We start from the raw sequence: 12126 nt of genomic DNA, 5'->3' as shown, positions 1-12126 counted from the left end.
CGTGGCCCTTGTCCGGCCCAAAGGACGCCGCGGTGAGACGAACTCCTGTCCTGTCGCATTGAAGCTGGTCGGATTCTCACGCAGCCTCAAGCGGTGTGTCGGATTCTCAATGGCACGCGGCCGGGGCGGAGGTTTTGCCTTCGATCGTGGGGTTCGATCTCACTGTGCTGGCCTCGTTCTCACCGCACCTGTCACCTTCGGTTTCTGTGGCGGCGGACTGGTGGTTCGTGTTGCGACCACCGACGGCCGAGGCGTCAGGGAACCACTCGGCGGGCGCGAAAGTCGTAGCCGTCCTGCTGGAAACCAGGGGCCTCCCATTCGAGCTGAACCTGCTGACCCGGGTCGAGGGTGCGGAAGCCGGCCATCTTGATGTCGCTGAAGTGCGCGAAACAACCCCCAGGCGTTTCAGCTGAGTCGAGCACTCCCCAGCCTTCTTCTTCGTGCCACTCGCGTACGGTCGCCGTGATCATGGACGCACCCCCTGGCAGGATGTTGGGCTGAACGAGGGTAGGTCCCCCGTGAGGGCCTCCGACGCACGCGAGTGAGCATAATTCGCCGCAGCAAGGCGCCGCGACCGAGTACGCGGGGGAAGCGCGGCTACGGCAACGGAAGGCCGGGCCTCGCCGCGGGTCGCACCGTCGTCGTTGAACCGGCAGCAGACTTCCGCGAGAGCCATGTCGTTTGAGAACGCCGGGGGCGATGTTCTCAAACGACGTGGCACCTCAGCAGGTCAGCAGCCCTCTGCCCGTGTCAGTGGCCACCGGATCTTCCCGGCTGGTGGCCAGCTTGGTGCGGGCGGGTGGCCACGTCGGCTCCAGGTGGACGGCCATCAGGTGACAGTGTGTGGTCAGCGTCGGTTGCTTCCGGGGCACTGAGGCAAGGAACATCCGAGCCTCGTCGGTTCGTCGGGCTCCCGGAATCAGATCGGTGGATTCGTCCTGGCCAGGACCGTTACCGACCCAGACTGCAGTCGTTCTGGATCATGGCCATCTGGCCGAATCCCTGAACGAAGGCACGATCCTCCGATGCCGGCAACGCCGAAGACCAGCCGCACGCCCCGCCCGCAGTCGGCCCAACTGCAGTCCGGTGGCGGCACCGGGCCGCTGGCAGTGCACCCGAAGGTGTTTCGCGACGAGTTGGCAGCGGCAGCGAGCTGGGTCGCCGATTACCTCGCCCAGATCACACTGCATCCGGTAGCCCGGCCCATCCCACCGGCGCACCGGCAGGCACTGGCAACCGGGGCGCTGCCGCAGGAGGGCCAGGACCTCGGCGCCCTGCTGGAGTTCGTCGAGCAGGCGATCGCCCCGTACCCGACCGGCAACGGCCATCCCGCCTTCTTCGCCTGGATCAACTCGCCGCCGTCCCCGGCCGGGGTGATCGCCGAACTGCTGGCCACTGCGATCAACGCGACCTGCGGCATGGGCGAGCACGCCCTGATGGACCTCGAACGCGGAGTGGTCCGCGACCTTGCCTCGCTGGCCGGCATGGCACCGACCACCGGCGGAGTGCTGACCAGCGGCGGCTCGATGGCTAACCTGCTCTGCCTGGGCGCCGCCCGCACCTGGTTCCTGCACCGCCACGGCGCCACCGACGGCCCCGAATTCGACCAGGCCCACGCGCGCCTGACCGCCTACCACAGCGACCAGGCCCACATGTCGGTCGCCAAGGCCGCCGCCGTGATCGGCATCCCACCGTGGCGGCTGCGCGCGGTACCCACCACGGCCGATCGGCGCATGGACGTCGAAGCCCTGCAGACCATGGTCGAAGCCGACCGCGCGAACGGCCTGCTGCCGTTCTGCGTCGTGTCCAACCTCGGCAGCACCGCCAGCGGCGCCGTCGACCCGATCGAGGCAATCACCCAGGTGTGCCGCCGTGAGGGCCTGTGGCACCACGCCGACGGCGCATGGGGCGGGCTCGGCGGCCTCGTCCCCGAACTGGCCCCCCTCTACCGAGGCGTCGCCGACCTCGACTCACTCACCGTCGATCCCCACAAGACCCTGTCGGTACCGGTCGGCTGCGGCGCCGCCCTCGTCACCGACCCCACCCGGCTGCGCGACGCGTTCACCTTCCGCGCCTCCTACCTGGAGGGTGACCAGGACTGGCCCTGGATGTCCGACTACACGATCGAACTCACCCGGCCAGGCACCCGCGCCCTCACCCTCTGGGCCACCCTGCGCCAGCTCGGCCGCTCCGGCGCGATCGCCCTCCTCCAGCACTACCAGGACCTCGCCCGGTACCTGCGCCAACGCGTCCAGGAGCACCCCGGACTCGAACTGTGCACCGACGGCCCCCTGCCCGTGGTCTGCTTCCGCCTGGCCGACAGCCCCGATACCGGCCGTCCGGACGCGCGAGCGAACCTGCACACGACAGTGGCCGCACGCGTCCAGGCCCGCGGCCACGCCTATCTCGCCACCGTCTGCCACGACGGCGAAACGGTCCTCCGCGCCTGCGTCTGCAACTACCTGACGACCACCGACGACGTGGACACCTTGCTCAAGGAGGTTCAGGCCGCCGCCGACCACCTCCGGAACAACTGACCCGCCGACACCCCACATCCGAGCACCAGATTCAGTCACGCTGCGTTATGCAATTCCAGGAACCCCCTGGTAACCACCGACCTGGACTTTCTCATGGCCACCAACAGCCCGCCAGATGTACTGCGACAGGACAACGCTCTCTATCAATGGGTCAGCCTAAGAAGGCCAGATGTTACGTCTCACATTGTCTCTGGCATGTTGGGCACGTGCCTGGGCAGACCGGCTGGGCCGATCGGTGCGAGGCCGCCGCAGCGCAGTCAAGTGCCCTTCCGAAGGGGCGGCTCCGCGATGAGTCGGGCCCGCCTTCAGCTGATGGCGAAGGGGCGTGGCATCGAGCTGCAGGCGGGCCCCGTATCGGGGAGGCGCCTATGTGGTGGCTACTTGGCCGGGAGCTGGTCGATGAGCCACGCGCAGAGATCGCGGGTGATCTCGGTGTGGCCGGTGTTGTCGGGCGACGTCTTGTAGACGTCGAAGGGGAGGCGGTCCGGGGTGAGGGCGTCGATATTCAGATCGAGGTCCTGCTGATTGCTGATGTCGGCGCCGTCGACGGCGAGGGCGCTGATACTGGGCACGAAGGTGATGGTCGGATACGGCGCCTCGGCGGCCTGCCCGGTGAGGGCGTTCAGCGTCTCGGCGGCGATTCCGAACGAGTCGAGGGTGCCGCCCGCGGCGCTGTCGAGCTCCGGGTAGCCGGAAGTGCGCTTGTAGACCGGGAAGCCGAGCAGCCTGCAGAGCTTGGCGACAGTTTCCGCTTCTCCGCTGGGCTGCAGGTACAGCTCGGTGTTGGTGTACAGCCCGGCGGTGACTTTGAAAGCGGCGCTGCCGGCCGGGTTGCCGTTGCCCTGGCCGTCGCCGCGGCCGTTCGCCAGGCCGATCTTCATCGGGCGCATCGGCCAGTCGCCCATGCGCTTCAACTGCGCCACGAACTCCGTGCGGTCCGGGTGCTCGACGGGTTCCGCGGCCAGGTTTGTCTTGTGCCGCCACAGCATCTGCCGGGCGGCGGGGCTGTCGATCATGTCGGCCAGCCCGGAGTACGCGGGCTGGATGTGGTACGCGAAGGACTGCAGGCTGACCGGGATCCAGGCGCCCGAGTGCGGGGTGTCGAAGGAGAAGTAGACCGAGACCCGGTGGTCCATCCTCATCATTTCGAGGCGCAGCAGCGCGTAGCGAAGGATCAGCCCGCCCATGCTGAAGCCCCCGACGACCAACGGCGTGTCCGTGAGGTTCTCGGCGTTCGCCCGCATGATCGCGGTGGTCGCCGTCCTGGTGTTGTCGTAGATCGAGGCGGTGCAGTCCTGGTAGCCGAGGATGATGACGTCGTAGCCCCGCTGGTTCAGTTCGTTGATCAGCGGGTAGCCGCTCGGGTCGTTGAACCCCAGGTAGAGCGTGTTGCGGTCGGACTCACCGGGGTGGAAGCCGTCGGAGAGGATGATCGGCTGCTGGATGGCGTCGTGGCCCTGGGCGAAGTACACCCAGCCCCAGCCGCCGTCGAGCTGCCACGTCGCCTCGGGTACGCGGATTCCGCCGCGTGGTTCCGTGGGGGCTTGCGTCGCACCGAGGGGATGGACTGCGAAACCGGACATGTGGAACCCCTTCCGTTCACCAGGGATGGTGCTTCCACGGGATGAACGTAGTCCCGCCGTGGAGGAAGGCAATGGGCGACGAGTGGGCGTCGTCAATTTGGCTGGAAAGCAAGATATTTGATGACTCATCGCTCAATGAGCATTTTCAGAGTGGCCACCGATGGGGTGACGGCGGGGTGGGCGCAACGCACGAGGCACCCGTGCCGTTGAGGGAGGTGTTCGACGTCTCAACTCATCAGCGCAGGTGCCTCGTTGGTCTCCTATCCTGCCGCACTTGACCTGCCTCATGCGCTGGTCGAGTGGGTCACGATGCTCATCGTCACCCGCGAGGGTGACCGCCGCTGCAAGCTCCCGCCGCACCAACGCGCGCTCGTCGGCCTGGTGTACCTGCGCAAGCACGACACCCTGGCCCAGATCGCGGCCGGCTTCGGCATCTCGGTCGGCACCGCCCACGCCTACGCCACTGCGGTGATCGACCTCCTGGCCGCCCGGGCACCGGGACTGCTCAAAGTCCTGCGGAGGCACGAACCGGAGTACGTACTGCTCGACGGGACGCTCGCCGAGTGCGACCGCGTGGGCGACGGAAAGGCCGACTACTCGCACAAGCACCGCCGCCATGGGGTGAACGTGCAGGTCGTGACCGACCCGACCGGGCAGATGCTGTGGATCTCGCCGGCCTTGCCAGGCCGGTGCCACGACCTGACCGCGGCCCGCACCCACCGGATCATCCGGATCTGCGAACGCCAAGGTGTCCCTGTCCTGGCCGACCGCGCCTACCAGGGCGCCGGCCCCTGGGTCACCACCGGGCGCAGACGGCCGCCCGGCGGGCAGCTGTCCCCTACACAGCAGACGGCCAACCGGGCGTTGGCCACGGCCCGAGCGCCCGTCGAACGGGGCATGGCACTGCTGAAGTCCTGGCGGATCTTCCGAAGATCCCGAATCAGCCCGAACCGCATGACGTCAGTCGCCAAGGCCGTCCTCACCCTGGAGAGGCAACGCTGAAAATGCTCAATGTCCGCGCGAAAAAGGGGGTTCCGCGACCGGTCCGTCGCCGGTCGACCGGCGGAAGACGGGCAGCAAGCACCATCTGATCTGCGACGGCAAGGGCACCCCGCTCAAGGTGATCACCACCGCGGCCAACGTCAACGACATCACCCAGACCCTCGCCCTCATCGACGGCATCCCGCCGGTGGCCGGACGCCCCGGCCATCCACGCCGACGCCCCAAGGCCGTACTCGGCGACAAGACACCCCATGCAGTTATCGGGTCAAGCAGCTGCTGTGAGAGGGGGCGGTGCGGGTGGGGCGAAGGCGATCGTTTCGTCGAACTTCTGGCGGGTCGTCAGGCAGTGGTGCAGTTGGCCGAGCATGCGGTTGAACAGTCGGCGGAGGGCTGCGTGGTAGCGATCGCCGGTGTCTCGTCGGCGGTTGTAGTGAGCATGGGCGCCGGGTGAGGCGGTGAGTGCGGCGAACGCCCAGTGCCGTCCGGTCGCGGCCAGGCGGCTGTTCTTGATCCGGCGGTGGCTGACGCGTCTGCTCTTGCCGGATTCGCGGGTCACCGGGGCGCTTCCGGCGTAAGCCTTGAGATCCCGGCCCGTTTCGAATCTGGTGCGGTCGTCACCGATCTCGGCGAGCATCCGGGCGCCGGTGAGCACGGCAAGACCGGGAAAGCTCGTGATGATCTCCGCGTCGGGGTGCTGGAGGAAGAGCTCCTCAGTGTCACGCGCGAGGTCCTCGCAGGCCCGGCATGCGGCGTCGAGCTGGGCGCGTCTGGCGCCCCATCGCGGTTTCCACCAGGGCCGGTTGGGAGAACCGAACCTGGCGGAATACTTCGAGGAGCCGGTCGGTCTCGGCCTCGATCCGGCGCTGGCGGCCGGCCTTCGTGACGGCGCTCTTCAGCCGGCTGCGGGTGAGACGGGCAGCCGTGGCCGGAGTCGGCGCGATCGCCAGAATCGCGCGGGCCTCGCGGGCAAGCAGCCGCTCACGCTTGTCTGTGAACGCCTCGAGGATCGCCGGGTAGTACTCCCGCAGATGCGACCGGAGCCGGTTGTGGGCTCGGGTGCGGTCCCAGACCGCGTCCTGCTGAGCTCGTGCCAGGACCGCGATTGCTCTGGCCAGATCGGAATCGTCTGGCAGCGGCCGGTGTTGCTCGGCGTCGGTCCGCAGGATGTTCGCCAGGACCAGTGCGTCCTGGTGGTCGGACTTCTTGCGGGAGACGACATGGCGGTCGCGATAGCGGGCGACAGCCATCGGATTGATGGCATAAACCCGGCGACCGGTGGCCCGCAGGCAGGCCACCAGGAGTCCGCGGGAGGTCTCGATCGCTATCGGGATCGGAGTGTCCGGGCTGTCGCCGTGCTCGGCGAGCATGTGCAGCAGATCCTGCAAGCCCGCCGCGTCGTCGCTGATCCTGAGCTTGCCGAGCAGCCTGGCATCGGAGTCGACCACTGCGACGTCGTGGTGGTCCTCTGCCCAGTCGATTCCGCAGGTCACGTACAACGTGCGCTCCTCTCGAGCCCTTCGCCGTCCTTGGTGTCGAGCCAAGGCGGGACCACCCGGCGACCTAATAGAAGCGCTCGTCGGCGCACCACCCCATCAGCCGTCCGTGGCCCCAGCTGAGCCCAGGGTCCTCGCTCTTGTGAAGAGCTCCACGGCTCCGGCTGATCGGGAGGTGGCCCTGGGGACGGCTCGAACCACGGCACGGTACGCCGACCGAATCCGAAACGGCAGGGGCCGGTCTGCGTCCCTCTTGTCGAAGCGCTCCAGGCGCTGCATACAGACCAGACGTCTCACCCGGCCCCTGCCAGGACCGGCCCAACGGCCAACCCACAGTGCCTATTAGGCGTACGACTCGAAGGCCGTGCGGCATGAACTGCAGCGCCGCCGGATCATGCCGGTGATCTCCCGCAAGGGCAGCCCGAACATCAAGGGCCTGGGCAAGCTCCGCTACGTCGTCGAGCAGACCTTCGCACTCCTCCACCAGTTCAAACGCCTGGCCGTGCGCTGGGAACGACGCCCCGAACTCCACGACACCTTCATCTCATTGGCCTGCAGCCTCATCTGCTGGAGGCGCCTCAAGAAGGCTCATCCATGATCCTGTTACGAGCTTTTAGTAGTCGAGGTTGGTTACGCCATGTACTGCCGAGTCGAAACATTGGACGAACGCGGATGCCACCCGCAGGGCATTTCGGGCCGAGTCAACCGAAAATGATACCTCCGTCCCATGCACCCTGACGTTTAGAACGGATTCCATCTGCTTTCTCAATTGTATGAACTTGCCGAAGCTGCTCCGCTGCCTCTTGGTTAGATTTCCAGACCCGTGGACGATCGCGTTCCTGCACTCAATGACCGCGTGGAAGTCTTGCTGAAACTTGGCGCCTTTTACCTTTACTCCGAAACCGTCAGAGAGCCATTCGTATCGAGCATCCCAACTTCTGCTCATATCCTCGCCGTAGCGAGAAAGGAAGGTAGCACCAATGGGGAGGCCAGATACCCCTGAATCGTTGATCAAGGATTCAAGGGAGCGGTCAACATGAACCTCGACGGCCGCCACAGCGTCTACTACTATCCACTCGGGACTCACTGCAGTCTGTTCCGACAGAGTGGACAAGCGCGCCAAGTCATGTAGGCACGACTCACCAGAGCTTGTTAGGCTATCGAAACTTACACGCCCTGAGCCCATTCGAATGCCTTCCTATTCAACGGGCCGTCTTGCCTAATAGCCTGGACGATCCCATTCCCCATTCCCCCTTGCTTCCCCATACAGGCCGCCAATGCATGCTGACTCAACGGTGATGCGTGAGTGTAGGCGCCCGTTAGAGCACTTTCGGATAGACGACCGTGACAACTGGCTGCCCAGGCGGCCTGGGCACGGACAACCTCGTGGCGATCCTCTACTTGAGCATCAACCCAATTCATTACGGGCGAGTAATTACAGGAATCCATTTTCCGAGTGTGCGTGCGCGCAATTGTGTCGAGCATCCAGATTTTAGCCCAAGGACTTTGCCTCCCCATGTTGGAGAGTATCCGCATGCTCTCCCATGGGTCCTCGCGGGATTCATGCGTATGCGCCCGAGTTGCTACGTATTCGCAGACTGAATCCAAAAATAGAGGATGCTTGAAAACAATCTCTTCGAGTATTGAGTCAGGTATGCGCTCGTCATGCCCACGGAGTCGGTCGACCGCAACTCCGAGGAAAGTTCGAAAATGCCCCTCAACACGGAACGAGTCCTCCGGTGCAGCCCTTTCCATAACCTCATACCAATCACGGACTAGTGACCACATGGTCCCTTCGGCGGCTTCCTTTTCACTGAAGGTTTCTAGCTCCTCTATGAATTCGCCATAGCGCCCAGTAGTGAATATGCGTGTCACTAGTTTATTCTCGGCCGTTTCAGAGTACCTGTTTATGAATCGCGCTTCCGATTCTTCAGTAGCGATAATTGTGGCGCGTTTTCTGATGTTGGTTTTTTCGCTAGATAGAACTAGACCCAAATCTCGCGCGTACTCGGCGGCCCTTTCAATAATTACATTCGCTGCCTCCCAGTCGGGACACGCCACGGTGAAGTCGTCGGCATATCGGACGACTGAGTACCCGTTACGAACAAGGCGGCGCTCAAGTGCGCTAATGTATGAATCTGAAAGGTGATCGCTTGCCGACAAAAGCTGCGGCAGGCCCCTAGCGCCTTTCGTCAAGGATTTCAAAATACGCATGAACTTTTCCACGACCTCTGAGTTCAGAGTGCGCGTCAAAAGTTGCTGGGCCAGGATGCCATGATCTATGTACTCATAGAATGAGGCAATGTCGAAATCCACAAAATAATTACTCTCATTCCTAACCGTAAAGGACTTATGTATCGCCAGATTCCCATCTTCCCTACTCTTGGGTCCCAAGGAATCGCTAACGCTATTAACCAAGGCCGCGTACGCCACTCGCGCAGGGGTGCTGGCCACTGTCACAGGGCGTGGCTCAAATTTCTTCTTCGGCATTGCGAGTGTTTCATAAGGCAAGTGAAAGTCTCCCAAGAGAATCATATCTGCGGTGGCAGATATCTCTTTTGCGCAATCCTGAAGACATTCATCAATTATGAGATTAGGTAGACGATCTAGCTGTACAGAACTTAGATCCTTAGCGACTGAAAATGTATCAATCTGGGAGCTCATTGCGTACCCTTCTCGCCGGTCACGCCTGCGCGGCTAACTGGCCAGCCACGCTGCTGACTACACAAGCATGAGCCACCGCAGCAGGGAGCGCACCGGGATAAGGGAAAATGGGTGATATCCGCGTTGCCTCGCTCAGTGAGTGTCCCCGTTGGGGCCCGACCCGTCAGCCCTCTGTGGATCCGCCAGCTCGCAGGTCCGCGCAGCCATGGTCTCGATGACTACTCGTCCCACCGCCATCCGTTGTCGTTGACGGCCGAGTGCCGAAGACTCGATCCTTCCGTACGAGTGGACGCTGCGGGCAGACTCGGGGGGCGTCTCGATCCTGGCCGTCCGTGGCAACCCACGGGGAGAGGTCTCCCGAAACGGGCGTCACGACGAAGGTGTTCGATGCATCGTGGCGCTGAGCTTCCAATGCAAGCCAGTTCAGAAGTCACCCGATCGTGCGGCAGACCCGAACGTGGATGAACGCAGGTAACTGGGCCTGTGCCACTCTCTGTAGCCAGTCACCAGACTTGGAAAGCGTGTTGGCTGTCCCGACCTTCAGCAGGCGTCTGGTCGTGGCGGGACAGGGCGAGCGTCTGCGTGATCCAGCGTGCAGGCACCTTGGCAGGAGTGAAGCTCCAGTGCTGGTGGCGGGTCTCCTCGCCACGCGCGTCGCGCAGCACGCCAAGAGTCGAAGACTCCCGGTAGTTGATCAAGCAAGCCTTTGGCAGCGAACAATGCCACGCTCGCCACGCCCGAGCCGGCCAGAACCCAGAGCGTGATGGTCACATCCACTGATTCCATGCTCCTCTCACTGTCTGACAACGCGCCCGTTGTTGGGGACACGCTCCAAGGGAAGCTGTGCGTCGCAGCTGTCCACCAGTACCTCGGACGTTCCTGCTGAACTCCGGACAGTCGGCTCATCACGCCCTAGTCTGAACGGAACTGAGCTGGACAGTTGTGGCCGATGCTGGACGACTCTGGACAGGCGGCAGCAATGGACCATGAGACGGGGCGGGACGATGGCTGATGACTCTCTGGCGAAACAGCTGGCTCGCTTGCGTGTCCGGGCTGGCAACCCCTCGCTGCGAGAACTAGAAAAGCTCACCGATCGCCAAGGCAGAAGGATGAGTCGGGCCTCCATCCAGGATAAGCTCTCCGGAACTAGTGGTCTGAAATTAGTCCAGGTGCTAGCTCTGGTTCGAGCTTGCGCCGAGTACGCACATTCGATCGGTGCTCCGCTTCCGCCTGAAGATACCGATGAGCAAATTTGGCAAGAAAAGGCATCGCGCCCCAATGAGCCCAAAAAGCGGAATGTCGTTGAACCGCCACGCGAGACTGACCATAAGGCATCTCAGGATCAAAAGCCCGGCGACCCATCTGATCTAGAGGCACTGATCCCGCCCCTCATCAACGCTGGAATGGACGATATTTTAAATCTCGTAAGACAGGGGGTAGGCCAACCCCTTGAAACCTGGCTGCCAGCTGTCGTTGTCGCACTCGGCTACGCACATATGGATTACCAAGGTTTCCTCAACATTGCAGCCCATGCACCCCCTGGCCAGATAGTGAAGATCCTCGAATCGATAGCTGATGACGGTCCCGAAAATATCGGCAATCGATACTTCCAGACCTGCCTGCTGGCTCAGCACCCCTCGGAGATACCCAAGCTCCTGGTGGCACTTCGACGGGCTGAAGGAGAGCTGACCTTCTGGTATGCGCATAATTTTGTTGACGCCATTCTCGGCAAAGGCGACTGGCTAGGGGGAACCAGGTCAGATCTAGCCGACGTCCTGCGAGCGCTGCGCGCGGCTACCTTGAAGGATGACGCCGATAAACTCGCAGAGAATATCGGGCTGCACGCATGGCCAAGAATAACATTGGCGACTGCCGGCGCTATCCCTGAAGCCTTTATGGGGGATCGAGAGCTCATCCTGCATGCAGGATCACAGGGTGGACCGCATCGACTCTTGAAGTTGATCGACTGCCTGAAAAAGGAGAAAATCCAGGGACTCGAATCGCACAGGGCGTTGGAATATCTACTGACAGCGGTACCTACAGGAAAGCATGCGGATTTTTCTCGCATACTCAACGGCGCCGGAATGAAGTCCGAGGCTCATCGCCTGCTGGAACTGGAAAAAGAAATCCCATTCTGAAACTCTGGCACCTGCGAAATGCAAAGAAGTTCGCCCGGGGGTGTGCGCGTAGATTTTCTTTTGGAGTTCTTAGCTATCGCCGAAGCCCAACCGTTGGTTAAATCCCTGGTCGTACCCGGGCCCCCAGGCAGAGTCGGAGATGCAGCTGCTCTACAGAGCTGAGACCTAGCCACGCCCACTGCCAACGCGCAACGCGAACGTGACATCTGACGTCTTGCCGCCTGGACACCGGCTGCACCACAAGCGCACCAGATAGAACGGGGAACAGCGGGGAATCACGGTGAAAGCCTGCGGACCCAACGAGGCTCCAGCCCAGCCGTTCGCCCAGGTCAGCAACGGATCCGCACCCAAATGCCCCCAGCTTCCCAAGCTGATGGCCCGCTGCCGGCCTTGACCCAATCGGCATGTCCTGATCGGCTGAGCCGATGGCCACGGACCCCAGCGAGTACGACAAGGCAATGCCGATCGTGGCAGCCCACCTCGCGAAGATCGAGCGGGCCGTTGACCGGACCCGCGCCTCACATGCCGGACAACCGTATGCGGCAGTCCATCAAGTACTTGTCGAAGCGCTACAGCATGAGGACGCTCAGCGTGTCGTCCCCCAAGTCGTCGAGGAGTTGGCGCGCCAAATCTCTGGGACACCGACCATGCAGCGAGGGGCAGCGGGGTGAGTGTCTAACTGCGTGACAACACCGGCGGACGCCCACGC

At 63.2% G+C, this 12126-nt stretch carries 8 protein-coding genes and 2 pseudogenes; 5 read left to right on the top strand and 5 right to left on the bottom strand.

Annotated elements, in window-relative coordinates; genetic code table 11:
* Positions 1-254 precede the first annotated feature (254 nt).
* Complete coding sequence (locus tag OG707_RS41415) at positions 255-470, bottom strand: cold-shock protein (protein ID WP_329127335.1); 216 nt, start codon at positions 468-470, stop codon at positions 255-257.
* A 555-nt stretch (positions 471-1025) separates the two neighbouring features.
* Between OG707_RS41415 and OG707_RS41410 the strand changes: the two genes are divergently transcribed.
* On the top strand, positions 1026-2537 hold the full coding sequence (locus OG707_RS41410) for a pyridoxal phosphate-dependent decarboxylase family protein (RefSeq protein ID WP_329127334.1): 1512 nt from the start codon (positions 1026-1028) through the stop codon (positions 2535-2537).
* A gap of 377 nt (positions 2538-2914) precedes the next feature.
* Here the strand turns inward: OG707_RS41410 and OG707_RS41405 are convergent, their stop codons facing one another.
* Positions 2915-4120: an esterase/lipase family protein gene (locus OG707_RS41405; RefSeq protein ID WP_329127332.1), complete on the bottom strand. Its 1206-nt coding sequence runs from the start codon at positions 4118-4120 to the stop codon at positions 2915-2917.
* A gap of 252 nt (positions 4121-4372) precedes the next feature.
* On the opposite strand from OG707_RS41405, the gene OG707_RS41400 reads away from it, so the two are divergent.
* Positions 4373-5122, top strand: a complete 750-nt coding sequence (locus tag OG707_RS41400; protein WP_329127330.1) for a transposase family protein — start codon at positions 4373-4375, stop codon at positions 5120-5122.
* 49 nt (positions 5123-5171) lie between these two features.
* Positions 5172-5354, top strand: a pseudogene (locus OG707_RS41395) (transposase); the annotation flags it as partial.
* A gap of 33 nt (positions 5355-5387) precedes the next feature.
* On the opposite strand, the pseudogene OG707_RS41390 reads toward OG707_RS41395, so the two are convergent.
* Positions 5388-6618 (bottom strand): annotated as a pseudogene (locus OG707_RS41390) (IS110 family transposase).
* 361 nt (positions 6619-6979) lie between these two features.
* Between OG707_RS41390 and OG707_RS41385 the strand changes: the two are divergent.
* Positions 6980-7213 (top strand): hypothetical protein, encoded by a 234-nt coding sequence (locus OG707_RS41385; protein ID WP_329127329.1) that lies wholly within the window; start codon positions 6980-6982, stop codon positions 7211-7213.
* 15 nt (positions 7214-7228) lie between these two features.
* On the opposite strand, the gene OG707_RS41380 is transcribed toward OG707_RS41385, so the two are convergent.
* Positions 7229-7729 (bottom strand): hypothetical protein, encoded by a 501-nt coding sequence (locus tag OG707_RS41380; RefSeq protein ID WP_329127327.1) that lies wholly within the window; start codon positions 7727-7729, stop codon positions 7229-7231.
* 53 nt (positions 7730-7782) lie between these two features.
* Positions 7783-9279, bottom strand: coding sequence for a reverse transcriptase domain-containing protein (locus OG707_RS41375; RefSeq protein WP_329127325.1), 1497 nt, complete (start codon positions 9277-9279; stop codon positions 7783-7785).
* Between the two features lie 1004 nt (positions 9280-10283).
* Between OG707_RS41375 and OG707_RS41370 the strand changes: the two genes are divergently transcribed.
* Positions 10284-11417, top strand: coding sequence for a hypothetical protein (locus tag OG707_RS41370; protein WP_329127324.1), 1134 nt, complete (start codon positions 10284-10286; stop codon positions 11415-11417).
* Positions 11418-12126 lie beyond the last annotated feature (709 nt).

Origin of the sequence: Streptomyces sp. NBC_01465, from assembly GCF_036227325.1 — a bacterium.
In the GTDB taxonomy this organism is placed as follows: domain Bacteria; phylum Actinomycetota; class Actinomycetes; order Streptomycetales; family Streptomycetaceae; genus Streptomyces.
Note: the sequence above shows the minus strand (reverse complement) of the source record. Positions and strands in the feature narration are given on the sequence as shown.

Coding starts and splice junctions, on each gene's coding strand:
- OG707_RS41405 (WP_329127332.1), bottom strand. CDS start 4,120: ATGTCCGGTTTCGCAGTCCATCCCCTCGGTGCGACGCAAGCCCCCACG.
- OG707_RS41370 (WP_329127324.1), top strand. CDS start 10,284: ATGGCTGATGACTCTCTGGCGAAACAGCTGGCTCGCTTGCGTGTCCGG.
- OG707_RS41415 (WP_329127335.1), bottom strand. CDS start 470: ATGATCACGGCGACCGTACGCGAGTGGCACGAAGAAGAAGGCTGGGGA.
- OG707_RS41375 (WP_329127325.1), bottom strand. CDS start 9,279: ATGAGCTCCCAGATTGATACATTTTCAGTCGCTAAGGATCTAAGTTCT.
- OG707_RS41410 (WP_329127334.1), top strand. CDS start 1,026: ATGCCGGCAACGCCGAAGACCAGCCGCACGCCCCGCCCGCAGTCGGCC.